Annotated in this window: 23 protein-coding genes; 2 read left to right on the forward strand and 21 right to left on the reverse strand. The window is 63.9% G+C overall.

Features of this window, described 5'->3' with window-relative positions; all coding sequences use genetic code 11:
• Nucleotides 1-21: 21 nt before the first annotated feature.
• From ACHL_RS21210 to ACHL_RS21260, 11 genes are all read right to left on the reverse strand, one after another.
• Nucleotides 22-864: an oxygenase MpaB family protein gene (locus tag ACHL_RS21210; RefSeq protein ID WP_012623175.1), complete on the reverse strand. Its 843-nt coding sequence runs from the start codon at nucleotides 862-864 to the stop codon at nucleotides 22-24.
• The gene (locus tag ACHL_RS21215) at nucleotides 864-1,820 is read right to left on the reverse strand and encodes a hypothetical protein (protein ID WP_012623176.1); all 957 of its coding nucleotides are present in this window, start codon (nucleotides 1,818-1,820) and stop codon (nucleotides 864-866) included. The genes ACHL_RS21210 and ACHL_RS21215 overlap by 1 nt, the downstream gene beginning before the upstream one ends.
• 11 nt (nucleotides 1,821-1,831) lie before the next feature.
• The gene (locus ACHL_RS21220; RefSeq protein ID WP_012623177.1) at nucleotides 1,832-2,314 is read right to left on the reverse strand and encodes a hypothetical protein; all 483 of its coding nucleotides are present in this window, start codon (nucleotides 2,312-2,314) and stop codon (nucleotides 1,832-1,834) included.
• A gap of 102 nt (nucleotides 2,315-2,416) precedes the next feature.
• Complete coding sequence (locus ACHL_RS21225; protein ID WP_012623178.1) at nucleotides 2,417-3,388, reverse strand: hypothetical protein; 972 nt, start codon at nucleotides 3,386-3,388, stop codon at nucleotides 2,417-2,419.
• Complete coding sequence (locus ACHL_RS21230) at nucleotides 3,385-3,867, reverse strand: hypothetical protein (protein ID WP_012623179.1); 483 nt, start codon at nucleotides 3,865-3,867, stop codon at nucleotides 3,385-3,387. The genes ACHL_RS21225 and ACHL_RS21230 overlap by 4 nt, the downstream gene beginning before the upstream one ends.
• Before the next feature lie 97 nt (nucleotides 3,868-3,964).
• A complete protein-coding gene (locus ACHL_RS21235; protein ID WP_012623180.1) occupies nucleotides 3,965-4,420 on the reverse strand; it encodes a hypothetical protein in 456 nt (151 codons plus the stop codon).
• 492 nt (nucleotides 4,421-4,912) lie between these two features.
• Nucleotides 4,913-6,124, reverse strand: a complete 1,212-nt coding sequence (locus ACHL_RS21240; RefSeq protein WP_012623181.1) for a hypothetical protein — start codon at nucleotides 6,122-6,124, stop codon at nucleotides 4,913-4,915.
• Between the two features lie 22 nt (nucleotides 6,125-6,146).
• Complete coding sequence (locus tag ACHL_RS21245; RefSeq protein ID WP_012623182.1) at nucleotides 6,147-7,169, reverse strand: DUF2958 domain-containing protein; 1,023 nt, start codon at nucleotides 7,167-7,169, stop codon at nucleotides 6,147-6,149.
• Nucleotides 7,170-7,268: 99 nt separating this feature from the next.
• Nucleotides 7,269-8,000, reverse strand: a complete 732-nt coding sequence (locus tag ACHL_RS21250; RefSeq protein WP_012623183.1) for a hypothetical protein — start codon at nucleotides 7,998-8,000, stop codon at nucleotides 7,269-7,271.
• 78 nt (nucleotides 8,001-8,078) lie between these two features.
• Complete coding sequence (locus tag ACHL_RS21255) at nucleotides 8,079-9,053, reverse strand: DUF7007 domain-containing protein (protein WP_012623184.1); 975 nt, start codon at nucleotides 9,051-9,053, stop codon at nucleotides 8,079-8,081.
• Between the two features lie 108 nt (nucleotides 9,054-9,161).
• A complete protein-coding gene (locus tag ACHL_RS21260; protein WP_012623185.1) occupies nucleotides 9,162-9,773 on the reverse strand; it encodes a hypothetical protein in 612 nt (203 codons plus the stop codon).
• A 250-nt stretch (nucleotides 9,774-10,023) separates the two neighbouring features.
• Between ACHL_RS21260 and ACHL_RS21265 the strand changes: the two genes are divergently transcribed.
• The gene (locus tag ACHL_RS21265) at nucleotides 10,024-10,713 is read left to right on the forward strand and encodes a hypothetical protein (RefSeq protein WP_012623186.1); all 690 of its coding nucleotides are present in this window, start codon (nucleotides 10,024-10,026) and stop codon (nucleotides 10,711-10,713) included.
• A 19-nt stretch (nucleotides 10,714-10,732) separates the two neighbouring features.
• Here the strand turns inward: ACHL_RS21265 and ACHL_RS21270 are convergent, their stop codons facing one another.
• From ACHL_RS21270 to ACHL_RS21285, 4 genes are all read right to left on the reverse strand, one after another.
• Entirely contained in the window at nucleotides 10,733-11,275 is a 543-nt protein-coding gene (locus tag ACHL_RS21270) for a hypothetical protein (protein ID WP_012623187.1), read from the reverse strand.
• A 33-nt stretch (nucleotides 11,276-11,308) separates the two neighbouring features.
• Nucleotides 11,309-12,190 (reverse strand): hypothetical protein, encoded by an 882-nt coding sequence (locus ACHL_RS21275; RefSeq protein WP_139187264.1) that lies wholly within the window; start codon nucleotides 12,188-12,190, stop codon nucleotides 11,309-11,311.
• Between the two features lie 736 nt (nucleotides 12,191-12,926).
• Nucleotides 12,927-13,520, reverse strand: coding sequence for a 5' nucleotidase, NT5C type (locus ACHL_RS23585; protein WP_012623189.1), 594 nt, complete (start codon nucleotides 13,518-13,520; stop codon nucleotides 12,927-12,929).
• Between the two features lie 167 nt (nucleotides 13,521-13,687).
• On the reverse strand, nucleotides 13,688-14,281 hold the full coding sequence (locus ACHL_RS21285) for a hypothetical protein (protein WP_012623190.1): 594 nt from the start codon (nucleotides 14,279-14,281) through the stop codon (nucleotides 13,688-13,690).
• 104 nt (nucleotides 14,282-14,385) lie between these two features.
• Between ACHL_RS21285 and ACHL_RS21290 the strand changes: the two genes are divergently transcribed.
• Nucleotides 14,386-15,825, forward strand: a complete 1,440-nt coding sequence (locus tag ACHL_RS21290) for a hypothetical protein (RefSeq protein WP_012623191.1) — start codon at nucleotides 14,386-14,388, stop codon at nucleotides 15,823-15,825.
• Nucleotides 15,826-15,856: 31 nt separating this feature from the next.
• On the opposite strand, the gene ACHL_RS21295 is transcribed toward ACHL_RS21290, so the two are convergent.
• From ACHL_RS21295 to ACHL_RS21320, 6 genes are all read right to left on the reverse strand, one after another.
• Nucleotides 15,857-16,306, reverse strand: a complete 450-nt coding sequence (locus ACHL_RS21295) for a hypothetical protein (RefSeq protein ID WP_012623192.1) — start codon at nucleotides 16,304-16,306, stop codon at nucleotides 15,857-15,859.
• 78 nt (nucleotides 16,307-16,384) lie between these two features.
• A complete protein-coding gene (locus ACHL_RS21300) occupies nucleotides 16,385-16,930 on the reverse strand; it encodes a DNA-binding protein (RefSeq protein WP_157672512.1) in 546 nt (181 codons plus the stop codon).
• Nucleotides 16,931-17,016: 86 nt separating this feature from the next.
• A complete protein-coding gene (locus ACHL_RS21305) occupies nucleotides 17,017-17,895 on the reverse strand; it encodes a metal-dependent hydrolase (protein WP_244266588.1) in 879 nt (292 codons plus the stop codon).
• Nucleotides 17,896-17,987: 92 nt separating this feature from the next.
• Nucleotides 17,988-18,290 (reverse strand): hypothetical protein, encoded by a 303-nt coding sequence (locus tag ACHL_RS21310; protein ID WP_012623195.1) that lies wholly within the window; start codon nucleotides 18,288-18,290, stop codon nucleotides 17,988-17,990.
• Nucleotides 18,291-18,370: 80 nt separating this feature from the next.
• Nucleotides 18,371-19,189, reverse strand: coding sequence for a hypothetical protein (locus ACHL_RS21315; RefSeq protein ID WP_012623196.1), 819 nt, complete (start codon nucleotides 19,187-19,189; stop codon nucleotides 18,371-18,373).
• On the reverse strand, nucleotides 19,182-19,871 hold the full coding sequence (locus tag ACHL_RS21320) for a helix-turn-helix domain-containing protein (RefSeq protein ID WP_012623197.1): 690 nt from the start codon (nucleotides 19,869-19,871) through the stop codon (nucleotides 19,182-19,184). Before ACHL_RS21320 ends, ACHL_RS21315 begins: the two co-directional genes overlap by 8 nt.
• Nucleotides 19,872-19,926 lie beyond the last annotated feature (55 nt).

Raw genomic sequence — 19,926 nt, forward strand, 5'->3', positions numbered from 1 at the left:
CGTAAGCAGCAGAGCTATACCTTAGTGCGGCGAATGGGGCCCGATCTGGTCCAGCTGGTAGCCGCCCGGGTAGACGGACTTCCCGGACTTGCCTGGAGTGAAGGAGGGATCGGTGCCGATGGGGCGGGTACGGATGACCAGGGCGTAGACGTCCAACAGCCGGCCGAAGACGCTCTTCAGCCACGTCGGTGCGGGCTTGAGGCCAAGCGCCGGCACCACCTCCGGCTTGTCCATCATCAGGGCGATGACGTTCTTGGTCCGGTTCTTGAGCGGCCCGGGGAGCCGTACGGCGAGGGCCTCGGCGGTGGCGTCCAGCAGCGCGGTCCCTTCCGGGCTGGGTGCCAGGTTTCGGGCTTCGTAGTCGTCCAGGAAGGCGGCCGCCTCAGCGAAGGTGGCAGGTGCCGGCTCCAGGCCCATACGCTTGCCCAGCTCGGTGTAGAAGGCCATGGCGGCCTCCCGCTCATCATCCGTGAGCTTCCGCCAGCCGTGGGCGTCGATCCAGCGCAGCGGGATGACCAGCAGCGTCATGAGAACATACTGGAAGTCTTCGGCGCTGCCCGGGACACCCTTGTGGACCCTGCGGAGCAGCTCGACCATCTTGTCCCCGCGTTCACTGTCGAAGCCGTTGACGATGATCTCGTGGATGACGATGCCTGTGTCGTAGGAGCGCTTCATCGGGCGCGCGGTCGTCTCGCCCCGTTCGAAGAGGGTCTTCGCGATGGAGGGGACGGCGAAGTTGCGGTAGTAGGCGACAAAGAAGCCGGCCCGGATCTCCGTCTTGAAGGTGTAGAGAACCATGTCCCGGTACAGATCGAACGGGTCAGTGGCGGGACGGACCGCGGTCCGGCTGCGGTGTGTGAGCATCAGGGGGTTCCATTCGCGGTGGCAGGGTTAAGTCGGCGTTCGACATCGAGCAGGTAGGTGCGTTCCTCGGCAGTAAGCGCGTGGCCGTCGGGCGAAGCCAGTTCGGCGTCCCATATCTCGACGATCATCCGATGTAGTGAATCCTTGGTGGTCGTTGAGGTGGTGGTGCCCAGCGTCCGTTCCGATCCGACCTTCGACAGGACACGGGTCCGCAGGGCGGCAATGACCGCGTGTGTTTCTGCTTCCCACCGGACGTTTCTTGCCTTCTGCACTCTACCGGCCAGCACCGGCAGCGTCAGCCCGATGCCGCAGAACACGATGGGGATCAGCTGGATGACGACGTACAGCGGCGTGGTGTGGAAGTTCATGGTGGCCAGCACTGGGACGACGTGCGAGAGGGAGTCGCACAGCATGACGGCCGCCGCGGCAATGCCGAGCGCACTGCCCACGAAAACCATGGAGAACCCGACCCGGAACACGCCTCGCATTTTTGGGACGAACCGGTAGCAGGCGGTGGCGATCTCGGCGCAGACCCAGGCGATGTAAACAATGACCATGGAGTAGAAGCCGGCCCCGGCGGCCTGGGCGTTGAAGGTGTCAACGAAGTTGGTTGTGGTCGGCGCCCTGCCTTGGATCATGACAAAAAGCGCCGTCTGCAGCCCAACGGTCAGGTACATCGGGGCAGCGCCGAACCGGTCCCTGCGGCCGCTGCCCTGGGAGACCGCTTCAGTGATGGCGCACCTGAGCTGCCACAAGCCCAGGGCCATCAGGGTGTGCATCGCCCAGCGGGCCCAATTCTGGCCGCCGATGAGCCCGTCAATGAAAACATAGACGTGCGGGTTGGTCAGCAGTGCTCCGGTGCCGGCGAGGGCCGCGGCGTTGAAGACCCGGTCGTGCTTGTTGTTGAGCACGACGTGGATTCGGGCAACCCCAAGCAGGTAGAGCACGGCGGCCATGATGACCTCCATCATCCGAAGATGGCCCCGAACCCTCCTGGCTGTCCGGCCGTCAGTTCCTGTGAGCGACGGATCCGGGCTGCCAGGCGATCGGCGAGGAGTTCGGCGGCCACCTCGAACTCGTCCATGAAGTCTGAGCGTTTTAGGGCTTTGACTACCCGGCCAGGTTCCAGATCGGGGAAGAAGTTGCGGGCCACCTCGGGAGAAATCTCCTCCTGCTCATGGCGGAGGATCATGTGGGCGAATTCGTGCAGGATGATCTGCTGCCGGTGGACATCCGATGCTGCCGGTGCGTGCAGGATGAGGTCGACGTCGTCGAGGCCAAACCACAGTCCGCAGACCTTGTCGGTGGGCCCGGCCATGGGCTCGATGAGGATGGCGTTGCCGCGAAGCTTTTCAAGGTGGCGATGGGTGGACATCAAGGTGACCGGCTCGGTGAGGTTCAGGCTGAGCTCTGCGGTTCTTGCACGTTCCTGGGCAGCGACGTAATCCATGTAACGATCCTCGAGTTGCGGCGGGCTGAGACCGGGCGGCTGCCACCCACCCCGACCTCTGAGGGTACCAGTTCGGGTAGTTGGCGGCAGGTCAAATGACAGTCAGGAAGTGCGGTGCAAGTCTGCGTGTTCCATATCCAGCTTTCGTTCAACCTCCAGCAAATACGCCCTCCACTCAGGAGTGAGCACGGAGTCGCCGCCGGCGGCAAGCTCTGCATCCCAAATCTCCACGATCATCCGGTGCAGCCGGTCCTGCAAAGGGGCCTCGTCATCGGCTTCGAGGGTACGCTGCAAGCCGGCCACGCGGAGTGCGTGTTCGCGGATCGGCTGGACCATCTCGAAAGCTTCCTTCTCCCATCGGGCGATCCTCACCCTTCGGCGGTGGCCGGCGACGGCGGTCATGGTCAGTCCGATCCCCACATCAGCGATGCTCAGCAGCTCCAGCCCGTGATAGACGTCAGGGGTCATCCACGGCAGCGGGTCCACTCCGGGGAGGGCATGGGCGATGACACCGTAGGCCATCATGGCCATGGTCAGGCACCCGACGGTGCAGCCTGTTCCCACCATGGTGAAACCGCGGCGGAACGTGCCCCGCAGCCTGCGCAGGTAGGAAAAGCAAACCACAGCGATCTCCCCGCAGACCCAGGAGATGAAGGCGATTCCGGTGACGGAGAACAAAGCCCCGGTGATCTCACCTTCGAACTCGTCACCCCAGGTGGTCGTCGTGTGCGTGGGGCCGACCATCAGAAAGAACACGACGAGCAGGCCGAGGGCCACCAGCAGTGGTGACCGGCGGAGCAGGGTGTTGCGGGTTCCCGGCGCCACGGCATGGAGAAGCGCACTGCGCAGGAACCACAGGCCGAGCACCATCAGCATCTGCATGATGAGCCTGGCCAGGTTGATGCCGCCGATGGCATGGTCGACAGCGACGTAAACGTCCGGGTCGGTAAGCAGCGCGGCGCCACAAGCAAGTACGGCGGCGACGAAGACAGTGTCCTTGCGGTTCCGGCGCAGGACCGGGATCCGGGCACACGCCAGGACCGCCAGCGCGGCCGCCATCAGCAGCTGCATCATCCGAAGACAGACCCGAAATTTCCTGGCTGGCCGGCCGCGCGGCGCTGGGAGCGGCGGATGCGGGCCGCGAGACGGTCGGCGAGCAGTTCTGCGGTGACCTCGAACTCGTCCATGAAATCGGTGCGTTTGAGGGCCTTGATGACCCTGCCCGGATCCAGGTCGGGAAAGAAGTTGCGCGCCACTTCGGGCGCAAGCTCTTCCTGTTCGTGGCGGAGGATCATGTGGGCGAATTCGTGGAGCACGATCTGCTGGCGGTGCACCTCAGAAGCTGCCCTGGCGTGCAGGATCAGGTCCGCATCATCCAGCCCGAACCAGAGACCGCACACCTGGTCTTCCGGTCCGTCCATGGCCTGTATTTCGATGGGCCGACCGCGCATCTTTTCCAGATGGCGGTGAGTGGATTGCAGCGACACCGGTTCCGTGAGATTCAGTTGGAGTTCCGCGGTTCTGGCCCGTTCCCGCGCGGCGGCGTAGTCCATGAAAAGCAAGTCCTTTATTGGCAGGTGTGAGACCGGGGGTCTGCCACCCACCCCGACCTGACAGATTACCAGTCAGAGGCGCCGGAGAGACAGTCAATCAGTCCCTGTCGAGGCCCTCGGACTCCTGGGCTGGGGTAGTTAGCCTGGCGTCAATCAGGTCCCTGATTTGCCGAAGCGCCTCGGGCGACAATCCGTCCAGTTGGCGGGCGGCAAAGTTCCTGACCTTCTTCTCCCGCATGGTGGTGAGCAGCTCCATCTGGGCCTCCACCCGTTCCGGCAGTTCATCGTCCCCGTCGAGCAGATAGCCCTCGTTGACGCCGAAAAACTTCGCGAGGTTTTTCAGCAGCTCGGCCTTCTTGACCACGGGTCCCGTGCCGGCGCGCATGTAATGCCAGCGGGCACGGGAAAGCGGGGTCCCCGCCGTGTCCATGGCCGCGGCCACGTCCTTGAATGCGACCTTGCGGCCCTCGGCCTCGGCCGTGTCCATCAGGAGGTTGATCTTCCTGGCAAGGTCTGCGCTCGGCGATAGACCTTCCGGTTCAGTGGCCGTCATAGAGTTGCTCCTTCGTTGCCAGCCTTGGCTGGCACTGTTCCCCCAATACAGATTTCACTATGACACTACCAGAATTGGACATGTCTAATTACTTGGGCTTAGTCTTCAGGGACAGCAGAATTGGACATGTCCAATTTTGCTTTTCCCGGCAGGGGGCCGGGCGACTGTGCTGGGTGCAGTGTGCGACCGGAAAGGTAAGCAAATGGGGGTTCGAACGACATCGCGCGTCGTCATTTCATGTGACGGCGGGTCTCAGAAATGTCCATCAGATGCAAGGTTCAGTGCAGATTTCCACGTCACTGCGAGCATGCGACTGGCGGGGCGGGCCGGATGGGATTTGGCCGATCTCACGCTGTGCCCGGAATGCTTGGCCAATGGTGCCAGTCGATGCAGCCTTCCCGAAGGCGCGCAGCACCCCAACATCAGTAGCCCCCGGGCCGCCTAGCACCTGTCCGGGCATCATTCATCGGGGGATGCCCGGGCAGGGTCCGCTCATCGTTTCCGTGCCGGGCACTCGTCGGCAGGTCCCGGGTAGCTCTCTGACCAGTCAAAGTCCTTGAGCTTCTGGGCGGCCGCTTCAACCTCGGCATCTGTTTTGTCCGCCTGCTCCTTCACGGACCAGGCCCAGGTGCGCATTACGGCGCTGGTCACTTCCAGCTTGGCCTCGTTTTCGGCCGCTTGTTCCTCATGGCGGGCAGCTTCCTCGGTGAGCTTGGCGTGCTCACGCCCCACCAGCGAAGCCGTCGCCGGCGGCAATGGCTGCTTCATCTCGGCCGCCAGGGTATCGGCAGCCTCACGGGCGACCTGACCTTCGGCGGTGTGGAGCTTGTGGAATTTTAGGGCGCTGTCATAGCGGGACCGCTCCACCGGTACACGCATCATCGAGCCCATTCCAGGCATGGGTGTTCCGTTTTCCAGGGCCGCCAGCACGGCATCGGCCGTCCCTCTGCGCTGGCTGTCATTGCGGGCGCTCTGCCTGGCCCGTTCCAGTTCCCGGTAGATTCTGGCCCGGTCGGCCTTGCCCCGGACCGGGGACAGCACCACCCACGGAGGCTGGGTTCCCTCTGTGATGGCTTTCCGGTAGTAGGTGAGTTCGTTCAGTTTGGTCCGCCGTTCCTGGGCCTCAAGTGCGGCCAGGCCGGCGGCTGCATCCAGGGGACGGAAGTAGTTGTTTGCGTAGGTGCGGTCGTCTTCGTCATCCGTGTCCCGAAGGTAGGTCGGCAGCGCCGGGATCGCATCAGTTTGGATGCATCCGGTGCAGGTGCCGTCGCAGGGATCGCTGTAGCACTCCCGGTTACCGCCGCCATTGCGGGTATGCACGACAATAACCGGGTCGCCCGAATCCTCGTCGCGCTCCAGGTACGTGCCGTGGTGCCGGCCCAGGTTTGCATCTGCAATACCTGCGAGCTCGAGAATTTCACCTTCACTCAGAGAGGGATCCGGTTCGTAGGGACCGTGAACGGCTTCGTGATCGTCCAGCGGGCGGAAGAATGCACGGTATGACTCCTCGAAGCTCGCCTCGGCCGGGGAACCGTCGGCCATGGTCTGGTGTTCGAGGGGTGCCGGGATTTCCCCGTAAGCTGCCAGCTCGGAGATCGAAGACCTAGGCGCCGCCAGGGTGACGCCAGATTCATTGTGTGCGGTGGCGGCAAACTGGCCCCCGACGGGGACGCCCTTCGGCTGGCGGGTACGGTCAATGGACACGGTGAAGATCTCCTGGGGGAAGTTACTGGTTGCGGTTGATGTGGGCGAGGTTGCCCTGGGAGAAGTAGCAGTCCCGCTCGACGACCCGGAAGCCTCCCGCGTTGACTGCTTCGAGTTCGGGCAGGGACACATATCCCCAGGAGCCTTCGCCGCGGCCGGTCGGGTCCATGAGCCCGAAAGCCCTCCCGCTGGCCGGGTCAACCTCTGCGATGTACCAGTTGGCGGCGCCGCCGGCGAAGTAGTGCAGGTGGAACTTCTTCTCCTCGAACGGGATGTTTTCTGTGGCTCCCAGTCCCGGGACCTTGGACAGAACCGCCTTGGGCGCGTAGAAGTTGTGCCCTCTGATTTTTCGCTGCGTCTCGACAAGCTTCACCGGGGGCGCCGGCGGCGCGGGTGGGGCCAGCTCGAGCTCGTGTCCCTTGGCTACGTTGAATCCTCCGACGCGGGGGACCTGGAAGGCGAAGTTACCTCCCCCGATGGGGCCGAGGGATCGGCCGTGGATCTTTTCACCGGTGTCCGGGTTCGTCCAGATAACCGCGGTGTCGATCGGGGAGAGGGTGTCCTGGTGGATCTTCGTGGCCTCCTCGTCCACGGAGAGTTCATTGCCGAACACCTCGGCTTCGCCGCCGGAGGCCAGGGACACTACGATGATCTCGCCCTTGGCACCGACAACCGTTCCGGGGTGCCGTTCGCCGCCGTCCGGGTCCGTCCAGATCACGCGGGCGCCTGGAGAGGAGACCGCGCAGAGGTGCTCGTCCTGGCCTGTCAGGGCCGAGACTGCTGCTACCTCCAGGCTGGCCCGGTCAGCAGGGTCGCCGTCATAACTGAAGGAAGCAATCTCCGTTCCTTCGTCATCCACGGCGTAGATCGTGTAGCGGCCCTCTCCGTCCCGCTCGACGTCGAAGGGGCCATCCTCGTAGTCGAAGGCGAGGTTCTCGATGGCCGGCTGCTGAAGACCGGGGACGGCGTCCGAATGGGAGGTCGGGGCGAACTGGCCGCCAACAGGAATGCCTTTGGGCTGACGTGCGGAGATCTCGGTGCTCATGCCGATTGTGTGTACGGCTTCAGGGAAACGGCACAGTTCCGGAGTGCCAGCAGCCCAGGAAGGAAGGGGATCGGACTACCGCCCCCCCCTTCCTTTGGATTACTGGTCGACGGCTGTGACAGTCGCGCGACGGGTCCATCCGGCGTACTGGTTCGCGGCTTTCTGGGCAAGGTCGAGCCGGGACGACCAGGCCGGGACCCCGTAGTTGCCCAGGTTGTAGGTGCCCTCCTTCACAGACTTGATGTCCGCTTCGGCCTCGGTGATCGTTTCCTTGGCCCGGTGCATGGCCTCCTGGGTGTGCAGCTTCAGCTGTGGGATGACGCGGCCGACCTGCTTGACGTCGTAGTCGAGGGTTTCCGGGTCGTAGCACCCCTGGGTGTCGCCCTTCGAGTTGCCTCTCATCGTTTCCAGGATTTCTTTGCCGTCGGCTGACATCAGGTTGTACTCGAAGCCGTAGTAGACGGGCTCGCCCTTGTGGTCGACGTCGGGATCACGGTCGTCGCGGAAGCGCCGGCGCTTGGTGAACTTCGGGTCCTTCAGTGCCTCCTCGCGGGCCGAGATCGCGGCCTGGGCGCTCCGGATCCGGGCTTCGCGGTTGGCGATGACCAGTTCGGGGACCTCGGGGCTGAGCACAATGGCGTGGCTGTACTCCCTGGACTTGGAGGTTCGGGTCGCGACTGTCCCGTCCGGCAGGGTGACGCTCGTGGTGCGTCCGCGGGAGGTGACCTTAGGGGCGGTCAGGCTCACGTCGGGTTCGGAGTGGCTGGTGGCGGTGAACTGGCCACCGACCGGTATGCCTTTGGGCTGTCGTGCTGAAGTGTCTTTGGTCATGCATTATTTGTGTGCGGCCCGAAGATAAAACACCGAAGCCGCCACGGGAATGACCCGGGCGGCTTCGGTGGGCAGTGGCTAGACGCCAGCCGGTTCGAGCACTTCGTACTTGTCGTTTTTCGGGACGGTGCGCTTCGCGGAGTACGGCATGTCCCATTCGTCCTTCGGAACAAGGATGGTCCTGGCGTTGGCCTGGTTCTCCTCGTCGTCCCGGCCGTCCGCCGGAATGTCGTACACCGTCGCAGCAACCATGCCGGGATGGCCGGCCGGTGCGGTGTCGACCCTATGAACCCGGACGTGGGTGGCGGCGCGGGAAGCGAGGAATTCCCGGTCGCGCAGGATGTGGGATTCCTCCGCGGTGACCGGGGTGAAGTTCTTGACCCCGTACTTGGCCGGGTCCTTGCCGACGATGGCGTTGTACTCGTCCGGGTACCACTGGCGGGCGGTCTGGTGTGCGGCGGCGACGTAGTCGGCCGGCAGGTCCTGATGGTGGGTGACGGCGGCCTTTGACCAGGCGCAGTCTTCTTCGTAAAACGAGGAACGCTCGCGCCAGGCCGTGTCGACTTCCTCAGCGCGCTTCGGACCGAGTTTCAGACCTCCGTGGCCGGCGGTGTAGACGGCATCAATGCCGACGGCGAGGGCCTTAGTCTCCTGAACTTCGCCCCAGGGGGACTGGAAGCCGGGGGAGATGTAGGTGTGGTCGTAACCGGCTGCCCGTTCCCTGACCGCCTTCGCGTGCGCTTTGGCCTGGTCCAGGGAGTCGAAGTGGGCCTGTGGACCGACCTCGAGCGGGTGGCGGCCGCGGAAGTCGACGACGGTGGCTCGGGCGCCGCCTTCACGGATGTCGGTCGTGACCCGGGCTTCGATGCTGTCTGTGAACGACTTGTAGATGTCGGTGTATTCGTCACCGTCGAAATCCCAGTCGGTGCCGTCCGCGTCGTGGAAAGGCGTGACTTTTGTTGGCAGAGCAACGCCGGGCTCGGAATGGGTCGTCGCGGCGAACTGGCCGCCGACGGGGATGCCCTTGGGCTGACGGCTGATGTTTTCGGTCATGCCCTGTCTGTGTGCGGCGTCCGCTGAAGCTGCGCAAGTGCAGCCCAGAACGAAAACTCGCCCGCACCGAAACATCCGGAGCGGGCGAGTGATGGGGCCGAACGGTTATTAGGGCAGGGGCGGGAGGGACACGATCCGGATCTCGCCCTTGACGGCGGCCTGGGCGTCAATTGTCGCTGACTTGCGGTTGCCAATTATGTGCTCCGCTGGGATCGCACGGCCTCCGGGGGCATGGGCGTTGATCTGCGAGTTCAGATTGCCACTCAGGCGGTAAGAGGGATCATCAAGGCTTTCCCCGCTCGCGTCGTGGATACCGTCGACTCGGATCTTTCCGTAGGCATTCGTAGTGAGGCTGATGGTTTTGGCCTGCGTAAGCTCCGATTCGAACGTCTGGAAAGCTTCTATGACGACGATCTGGCTGTTCCTTCGCTCGTCCCCGTCCCCGCCGTCGCCCCCTGAGCCGCCCGTTGGGGGAAGTTCGCCACCGCTCCCGCCGCTGCCTTCGCCAAGGAAGTTGTAGCTGGGGTCATCACCGGTGTCACCGTCAAATCTTGAGGCGTTCGCCATGATGTTCGGGTCGTTGTCCTCCTCGGTGAAGAAGCCACTTTGGGCGGAGAGGGAAACCTTGGGCTCGGCGTGGGTGGATGCGGCGAACTGGCCGCCGGCGGGGACGCCCTGGGGCTGGCGGTTTTGGTTTGGTGGCTGTGTAGGTATCGGCATGCCTTCATCGTGTACGGCTGTACCGCAGAAAGCGCAGCAGCGGCGCCGGTCGCCTCCGTCGCACTGCCAGGCCTTGCTGGATGACATGGCTAGCCCGCTGACGGCACAGCCTGCCGACCGTCGCGTCGAGGTCCATTGCCAAAAATGTCACACCGTTCTCGACAAGGTTCGGTGCGGTAACCGTCTGCGGCCGTTCGCGGGGCTAGGATTCCCGTGGATGCGCTGTGGACCGACTTAGGAGAATGCATCAATGGGGCTTGACGAAGAGATCGCCAGAATCCAGCAGCAGGCGGACTCTGCGGCGAGCGAAACCGCGCTGGCAGCCGACATCTTCCGGAAGGCGCTGCGGACACTTCAAGGTGAACTGCGGGTGGCGGCACAGAAGCTGGCCGCGGCCGACGTGCCTCTCGTTCCGGTCCTGGCGATGACGGAAGACCCGCGCGAAGGGGACACCTACAGGTTCCCCGGCCCCGTCGACCACGGCAAACAGGCTTGGCCGATCAACGGCGACCTTGCTCTCACCCGCGAAGGCGTCCTTCTGGCGGGTGTGAGCCTGAACGGTAGACACCCTTCGATGGCCACACACCACGACAGGCGGTACAGCGGGCTGTGGGAAAGGGAGGCCGCCATCGGCCTTGAACCGGGGGAAACATACTTGGGCCACCGCGCCGACCAAGTGCCGGAGGTGGACTTGGATGTTGCGAGGCCCGTGATCTCGCACGGCTCCCGGGCGAACATCTCACCGCAGGGCAGCTTCCCGTTCAGCCTCAGGAACGGTGTGTTGTTCTACTCCTGTACAGACAGTGAGGCTAGTGATGGCCCCGCGTTGGAGATCCTGGCCAAGGGTGTCCTCTCGCTGCTGGCTGATCCTCCGACGCGCAGACCGCCTCTTTCGGGGAGGCCGCGGCCTAAGGAGAAGAAACCTTGGTGGCGTCGGTGAGGACGAATGCCTTTGGCCATTAGTCGTCGGCTACCCATCGGGTGCCGGAGGCACGCTCCACTACCACCTTCCATTCGTCGACACCGGCCACGTAGGGGAACGGCAGGTCAGGGTGGAACTGGCGGGCTGTGTAGTCGATGACGAACGACCCATCCCGGTCACCGGCGAGGATGGCGACGTGCTGGCCGCCCAGGCGGGCCCGGCGGATGGTGATCTCATCCAGCCAGTCGGCGCCGAATTCGGCAGCGCCGATTTGTTCGATGACCTCGTTGGTGGCGGCCCAGCAGTTGCCCAGGGCAAGCCGCGGATCGCCGAGCTCCTCCAGCCGGACGGTGTGCTGGCGGGCCGGCGAATGGTCCATGATCTCCAGGTCGGGGTACTCGGCGAGGACGTCACGCGCTGCCTGCAGCCGGCGGGCATGGATGGTGGCGGTTGCTTGCTCCAAGTCCAAGCCGTCACTTGGAGCAAATTGGGAGTTGAGGGTGATGGCCGGCTCGGCCCGAACGTCGGGGATAAAGCGGCCGGCGGCGCCCCGCGGGTGGTCTGTGGCAACAAAGCTCATGCCAGAGGTGTGTGCGGCGGGCCGAAATGGACGCTAGCTGATGCCGCCGTTGCGCATCCAGGACCGCATCGCATCGATCCTGCGGGCGAGCTGACGGTCCGGAGTGAAGGACTGCCAGTTCTCGGTGGCCGCCTTCTGGAGCTCAAGGTCCGCTGCTGCGCTGTCCAGGTACCCGCGCGAAGCCAGGCGTCCGATGGCCGGGTAGGCGATGACGCCTCGGGCATTGCGGAGGCTTCCGAGGTCCTTGGCGATCGCGACAGCTGCCACGTCAGAGATCCCCGAGTGGTCGTTGACCATTGCTGTCAGCTCGTCGGGCTTGACTCTGAGGCCCGCGGCGCGTGCTGTGTAGGGGTCATCGAGAACAGTGGAGCCCTCGACGCGTTCAACCAGCAGCCGGCCCAGGTTTTCCGATCCGAAGGAGCCGTGGTCGGATTCGTTGTGCAGCTGGACGACCTTGGTCCGGTTCCACGCAGCGTCCACGATCTGAGCCTCGGTGAGCGGGCCATCGGGTAGCTGAGCAGAGCACTCGATGCCAACCTCATCCCAGCCTTCTTCCGCGGTGATGTCCGCTTCGTACCGGGTGGCGAGGAAGTCCTCGATGACGGCACCGTTCTTCTCGAACCAGGAGTCCAGCGTGTCCCCGTGCAGGCGCGGATCGGCGTCGGTGATGAGGACCTTGAGGTTCACCGTCTTGGCAGGGGAGATCCAGTAGCCGGCCCCGTCATCGGAACGGTTCACGTTCAGGGACTCGATGACGTCGCCGTCAGCCAGCTCCTGGAAGGACTCGCTCTCGCCGGGGGAGATGACAACGTCGCGGGTGGTATCAAGCAGGAGTGTCGACTCGGCGTGGGTGTCGGGGGCGAACTGCCCGCCGGTGGTGATCCCCTTGGGCTGCCGGTTCTGAGATGTCGTCATGCCCATCATGTGTACGGCTCTGGTTCCAAACGGCGCCGGCAGCCGGAATGGATCTCGTTTGGGGTGAATTCGGCGCTCTACCGGCCACTCCCACCGAACGACCACAAAACGACCACCTGGTCGAGTGGGAAAATCCGCGGAATACCGGGGAATATAGGGCCCCTACTACTACTACTCTACTTAAACGACCAGAAATAGAGATATATATATAAGGGGCCCCTTGTTCTCTCTTCCTAGAGGGCCCCCTCCTCTTAGTTAATACACTTTCCCTTCCATATAGGTGTCCCCTCCCAGGTCGTTTTGGTCGAGTGAGGGTCCTGGACAATGCAAAATCCGCGCCAGCGTTGGGATGCGGGGCCGTTTCGCTACCCTACCGCCGGTAGGTTCCCGAACGTTTGAACGACCGGATACGGTCGAGCGATTGAATTTGTGAGAGACGTCCGCTTTGACTCATGTGATAACCTGAGGAACGATATTCCGGCCTCCAGAGACGAGGGTTATCACATGGCTCCCAAATGGGGGCCTTTTTGCTTTCCCGGGGAGATTAGGGCCGGTGTCGGAAACTGTCGAAAATGTGCGTCCCGGGTCATTGTGATGACGTGGTTGCTGCCGTCGATTGAGCCTTTTGTGGGAGATCCGCGTGAAAAGTGGAGCTCAGTATGAAGGGAACGCTTCCTGACATGGCAGAAGCCGCACCTTTCGATGCGGCTCCCGAGGTTGCTGAGGTGCGTTGCTTCTAGGCGGCGGCCATCTCCAGCAGAGGATAAAGGGCGGCCTCCCAGTCCTTCCACTCCCGAAGCCGCGGAGCTTCCGCGAGGCTCCGGTTGTAGGACTGGTCGAAGACGAGGTGCTGCCAGGTCGGCACCATGTTCCCGGTGATGCCCGGCTTGTCGTCGATGAGCACGTCCCCGCGGACCAGGGTCTTGTCGTGGGTGAGGATCACCCGGTTCACCCAGCGGCTCCCCAGGTGCTCTTCAATGGAGGCTAGCTTCTCGGAGGCGCAGGTCGCGTGCGTTGCGAAAGGCGTGGAGCAGAAGAAGACGTTCAGCCCGGCCTCCTCCATTGCCAGGACGGCGTCGATGGCCCCGGGCATGGGTTCGAGGTTCCGGTACAGACCCTCCATGTTCATTGCCTGCAGGAGGATGTCACGGTCACCGCCGGGACCGCAGAGGTGGTTGTAGTCCATCTGCTGGCCCAGGGGCACGATGGGGTAATTCGGGTCCAGCTGAAGCAGGATTCGGTTCAGGGCGTTGCCCCAGTCGAAGAAGCAGCCGTCCATGTCGACGAGCGTGATGGGCCGACCTACGAGGGGAGTAATCACGGGTTGCATGTGTGCGGCATTTCCGAGCAATGTCTTCATGGCCGGACAATAGAGCCGGGGTGCGACATTTAGGCACAACGCCGTCTGAAATAGGGCAACCGTGCTCCCGTGCTGACCGGCAGGCAAGTAGAAGGAGGCAGCCCTGGAGTGAACCCGGGCGGCCTCCTCTTACGGTGTCAGGCTACGGCCGCCTGACGGACGGAGCTGGAGTTGTCGGCCGCGACGGCGTAGAAGGCGGCGGTGTTGGCCAGCAGCTCCCAACGTTCCCGGTTTTCCTCCTGGCCGTTCTCTAGCAGATCGTCCTCGTCGCTGTAGTCGGATTCCTCGATGAGGAGCTCGTACTTGTGCTCGGGGTTCAGGACATGGCCGCTGTCGGCCCAGTGCTTCATTTCCTCGTGGACGGCGAAGCGGATGAGCTCGATCTGCTTCTCGCGCTGGTCGCGGGGGAGATGCCGAAGGGCATCGTCCAGAAAACGGACGGCGTCAGCCCTGCCATACGGAGCCTCCCCGTTGGTGAAGTACACGGAATAGGAGTTGCGGATCAGATCGGAGACATGGGAGGCGTTGATGGCTGAGCGCACCGAAATCTTCGGCAGGGCCTCCAGCTCTTTGCGCAGGCCCGGACCGCGGTCCGCTTCAAATGCGTAGTCGAAGTCCGGTCCGTCAGCCGGTGCCGGGATGAGGGACAGGGCTGGTTCGCTGTGAGGGGCGGGAGCGAACTGGCCTCCGTTGGCGACGCCGGCAGGGACACGGTTGGTGAGGTTCTCCATGTCCCGTATGTGTGCGGCACGCAACCTCTGCGTCGACGGGCTGTAATAGTCCGGGACCGGCCATAGGCTGGGGTCGGCAGAAGCCAGTGACGTAAGGAGATCCCGTGAGCGACGACAACCAGCCAGGTGAGCAGGACCCGCGCGCCTACTTCATCATCCGCGACCTGGCGGCCGACCTGGTCGACGTCGTCGACGAAGTGCAGTTCCAGCCGCTGTTCCGGAAACACCCCGAGATCCTCTCCGTCGTCGCCCTGGTGCCAGGAGAGCATTTGGCCGGATACCACGACGTCTGGCTGACACTCTGGCGCGGCCATCGCGACGGCACCGGGCAAGACAACAGCGAGTCGCCGCTGTGGCTGCGCATCGACCAGCTTGAGGCCAGAAGTGCTGAGGACTGGGTCCAGCCTGTGGATGCGAGTCAGGCCGGCTACGGATTGTCACTACCGGAGACCGGCCGGCCGGAAGGTCTGCAGCGATGCGTGGACATACTGCTCAAGCTGCTGGATGTGGCGTCCCCGGTACACCACGGTCAGACCGACAAGGATCTGGTGTACGGGGCACTGAACCAGACCCTCGAAGAGGGGTTCACCGGGCAAAGCTTCGAGGGCGGCCATCACGGAGCGGAGGACAGCCCTGTTGCCGAGCTGGAGCAGCTGTGCGCCGACAGCGACCTTGAATCTGTGGAATTCGAAGAGTACGGCGTCCCCGGCGCGGGCGGGTTCGCCACGAAGACCTTCCTGGACATCGGCGATCAGCTGGCCATGAAGGTGTGGTCAACGGCCGACGGGACGGACTGGATCGACGTTGCCGGCCGCGTGCAGTCGATGGACGCGCCGGAGCTGGTGTTCCCCGGTGAGGACCAGGAGGAAGCCGACCTGGTCGCCGCAATGGCGGAACAGCTCGCGGAGATCCACGACGTCGCGGCCGCCATCTATGAGGAACTTGACCCAGAGGAACCAGGCACCGTGCTGGATCTGCTGAACTCGGTCGCCTACGCGGCCCTCAACGGCGCAGCCGAGATGCACGGCCCGCATGTACAGCCCTGGCACCGGCTCGTTGACCAGTTTACCGAACACTGCCGGCTGGGCTTCCTGGCGGGCGTGATGCTCGAGGAGAGCCCTTTCGGGAACCTCAACATCCGCGCGACGACATTTGATCCCGCCACGCGGAAGACCACCGACCTTCAGGTCTACTGGAAGCAGGACGATGAAGGCGAAGTGCCCGAGCACTGGCTCTCGGTCGGCACGGCAACCGGTCCGGCCCACGACGTGGACCCCGAGTATCCAGAGCTCCTCGCGGATGTCCCGTCGGAGAACAGGGAGCACATTCGCCATGCCATCAGCCACCTGCACGAAATGGTGCACCTGGCCGGCAGCGTCCTGGAGGCCAAGACGGCGGAAGCCAGCAGATTCCTGGAGAATCGGCAGACTGCGGAGTCCGTACCGGACACGCTCCAGCACATCATGATTCGCAGCACGATCGAGGACACCATTGCAGGTTTGAACGGTGTCGCCCTGCTTCACACCGGCGCCATGCCGGACTAATTCCCAGAGGAAAGGGTCGCGTACGTCCCGGCTATCTGTGGAAATACCATTCGGCGCCCAGCTCTCTACCCGTGGTCACGAACCGTGCCAACCCCTCGGTAAGCGACAAGCTGACCTGGTCCGAAAAACCCATGTGGGGAGTGACTGGAATCGGCTCGGGATCCTTGCTCTTGAACAGGCCTCCTGCGACCCTCCGGTCATAAAGCGCTCCATCGGCTCCTACGGCAACGTAGTAGGAAACGTTCCACCCGGAAATCGAGGACTTGAACATTCTTTGCTTCTCACCCGGGCGCGTAATCAGGGGAGACGGGGGCCGTGTGGTGATGCGCCCAGGGGCGATACTCCGTGCAGCCATGATGCGGACAAAATCTGCAAGGGCTTTGCTGTTTTCTTCCACCAGCACGGCATTATGTTCAGACACGGCCCTGGCCCTATCCGCCTCATGCCGTTCGCCTGCGCTAATAGCGTCTTCGAGTTCCATGGACAGATCCTAGCCCTCAGCCCGGGCGGGGTTTGAGGTGATCCGTCCGGCCTAGACGCGCTCCATCGGAAGGGGCTCCTAGTCTTTGTCCTGGCTTCGGAGCTGGTCCCGCAGCTGCGCAACCGTTGTGAGGAGGCCGTCCCTTTCCCCGATCAAGCGGTCGCGTTCGCCTTCGAGGGTTTCCGCACGGCCTTCGGCCTTGTCGGCCCGTGAACGCTGGGTGGTCACTTCCTGTTCAGCGTCGGAGGCTGCCTTGAGTGCTTTGTCCCGCTCATCCTCGACCTTGCCCAGGTCTTCGGCCATGGCGTCGGCGTCCTCTTTGGCTTTGGCGATCTTGGCCTCCCAGCCCGCGCGGGCCTCGGCGAATTCGGCGCGGGCGACCGTGACTGCCTCGCGCCACAGGGCGGCGAACCGTGCCTGGACAGCTGCCGGCGCCTCCGGCACGTCGTCGTCCTTAGACTGTTGTTCGTTCCATGCACGCGCCGCCTCCGAGGCGATGGCCATCCGGACACCGGACCGGTCACGCACGGAGCGCGCCGTCACGGTGAGACCCTCCGCTGCCAGGGATTCGGCTGCTGCGACGGCCCGCTCTTCAGGGGTCTGTTCTTTCACAGGGTTACTCACGGAAACAAGGGTAATGCCGTTACCCGTTACCGGCGTTACCAACACGCCATCTTTAACACCCTTGTGAGGGCCTGCCAGGCAGGCGGTTAGCCCCCGGACGCCAGCGCCACCAGCTCAGTGAGGCCGGACTGGCCCATGCCAACCAGGGTGGAGCCGACGCCGAAGATCGCGTAGGCGCCGATCGGCACCAGCAGCAGCCATTCACGGACGGAGCCGGCGTGGCCGAGGACGGGGATGGTCATGTAGCCGTTGGAGTGCCAGCACTGCTTGATGACCGGCAGGTTGCGGATCGTCTTGGGTGGCTTGATGGCGAACGGCCAGGCCAGGTTGCAGCCCTCGGTGGTCATCATGTCGCCGAGGATGTGGATGATGACTCCGATGCCCATCGCGATCGGGAACCAGTTCTGTTCCTGGGGTGCGAAGAAGGTAATGAAGGCGCCGACGCTGAGCCCGACGGCCCACGGGGATTTACGCATCCGGTCCGGAATGATCTTCAGGGCTTTGGCGGCGAAGGCGACCAGCAGGACCGAGAGGATGCCGGCGCCCGGGTAGATGGTGCCGAACCCTTCAAGGTCGAAGGTCCAGAGCCCGGCAAGGAATGCGACCAGGACGAAAACGACGATACCCACGATGGAGTGGGTGCCGTGGCGGTGGCCGCCGGAGACTTTGCCGATCCCGGCGCACATCACGTTGGACAGCGGCGGCAGGGAGTGGGCGATGGTGGCGTTGTGGTGGTCGGCGTCCGGGAGCATCGCAGCGCCTGCGGTGACCAGGGCGCCGGTGATGATGCTGACCGGGCTGACGTCGAAGAGGCCGAAGCCGATGTCCATGCTGGCGGGCAGGAAGGCGAGCTTCTCTGCGGCCGCGGACAGGTCCAGGTGGATGTTGGTGGTCAGTGCAACCCAGGCGGCGGCGCCGCAGGCTGCGTGGTGGGCTCCCATCATGGCGGCGGGCAGTCCTTTCACATCGGAAGAGTCGGTTTCTTCCCCTGATGTGTGCGGCCCAATGACAAAGGGTCCCCGCCCGGTCAGGCAGAGACCCTTCAGTGTCCAGGTTGTCAGCGTCCGCGGAGGCGGTCTTGGATGTCGCGGATGTGGGCGTCAGTCGCAGTCAGGTCGACCATGACATCGCCGGCCCGGCGCCGGGCGGCGGTGTTCATAATCGGGGTCTTGTGTCGGCGCAGGTTCTCGGCCTGCTCTTCGGTGATTGTCACGGTGGCTGCTGGCCGCCTCAGGTTGGCCAGGATGGCCGGATCCGTCGGCGGGACGTCCAGGGACAGTGCTGGTTCGGCGTGCTCGGTGGCCGCGAACTGGCCGCCGGTGGGGATGCCGCGGGAAACGCGGGACTGGAGTGTGCTCATGCCCGGTCTGTGTGCGGCTGTTGCTGTCCTCGTCATGGTCGTCATCGTGGTGATGATGACAGTGGTGGCGGTCTGTGCTGTCAGCCCTTCTTGAGCCGGTTCGCAGGAGGCAGTTGCAGGTTGGTGGAAAGGATGCGCAGCGCGTCCATTGCGGGGAGCCTGTCCGCGGGGTCGAGGAGCTGCCAGGACCGGTGACCCGGGTCCTCCAGTGCCTTGTGGAGGGTGAGGACCCGGGACTTGTCGCTGCCCTTCATTTCCTGTGCGGTGGTCAGCGGTGACTTGATGGTGGCGCACAGCACTACGGCGTCGTCCAGGTGCCGGTCCCTGTCGCGGGAGTCTTCCCGGTAGGCCGCGCCTTTTAGGACGAGAGCACCGAGGGGGTTGGGAATGCTGATGAGCACGGGCTCGCCGCCGTCGACAGTGAGCCTGCAGTTCACTGTCCGCTGCAGCGCCTGGGTCCCGCCGGTGACCTGGAACGGCTTGCGGCCGCCGATCGTCGGGACCTTTGCCTCCGGCATGTGGTCGGCGATCATGACATCGATCTGCTGCTTGTCGCGGACGAAGCGGTGGGCAGGAGCATCGTGATCAATGGACGCCTGCAGGGTGTAGCCAAGCTCATGGAGTACGGCGGACACCGACGTCGTCGTCGCTGCTCCGGTTTCGATGTGCAGGACGATGTCGACGTCGGCGGTCGGACGGGAAACCGCCAGTCCAGCGGCGGCCGAGTGCAGCTGGACCATGAGCCCGCCCACAAGAGTCCACTGGGTTGAGGGCAGGGCGCGGGCAAGTTCAACGCATTGCGGCCACGGAGTTCCCCATCCGCCGGGCGGGACAGGGACGTCCCACACAGGCCGGGTGTCGGATGTTTCCTTCGGTGTCTCCTCGGCGGGCTCAGCCATGGAGAAGCTCGTTCAGGACACGTTCGCCGGCGCTGCGTTCCCGGACGGCCAGCGAGTTGATGAGGTCGACAGCAACGGCGGCAACGGGTGCCTTCCCGCGCTCGAACGGTTCAGCGAACTCCACTTCATGGAGGATGACGTTTCCATGAGGATCCTCGACCATCCCGAAGGCATCGGCGAGCTGCTGAGCGTCGCCGGCCATGACGTAGCCCTCAGCGATTCCGCTGCCTCCCGACATGCCAAAGGATGCCGCGACGTTTTCGTCGGACATGCTGGTCTGGCCCGTGGGAATCAGGTGCTCAATCACCAGTGGCACCCCGTCAACGGTGATGCGGTAGCGCCGTGTCTTGTCCTTGTTGCGGGCGAGGATGGCAACCTCGCCGGCGTCCATCTTGCGGAGCCGGTTTTTGAGCCTGGACAGCTCGGGGGATGAAAGCCAGGTGGGTCTGATGTCGGAGAGCAGGGCAAGGGCGGCCCAGGCGGTTTTGGGTGCCCAGGCCCTGCCGCGGCGGGTGCCGGAGCTTGCTAGACGCTCCACGGATGCAGGATCGATGAGGATGGACCGGCCGACCTTCCCGGTGACAGTGAGCTGTCCCGATCCGGTCAGCTGCCGTACCGATACCGGAGTGATTCCGAGGCGGTTGGCAACCTCCTTGGTGGTGAGTCCTTCGTTCGATGGCATGCACTAATGCTTTCTTATCGATGTAATTGTGTCAAAGCGCTAATACTTCTTTGAA

Origin of the sequence: Pseudarthrobacter chlorophenolicus A6, from assembly GCF_000022025.1 — a bacterium.
GTDB lineage: Bacteria > Actinomycetota > Actinomycetes > Actinomycetales > Micrococcaceae > Arthrobacter > Arthrobacter chlorophenolicus.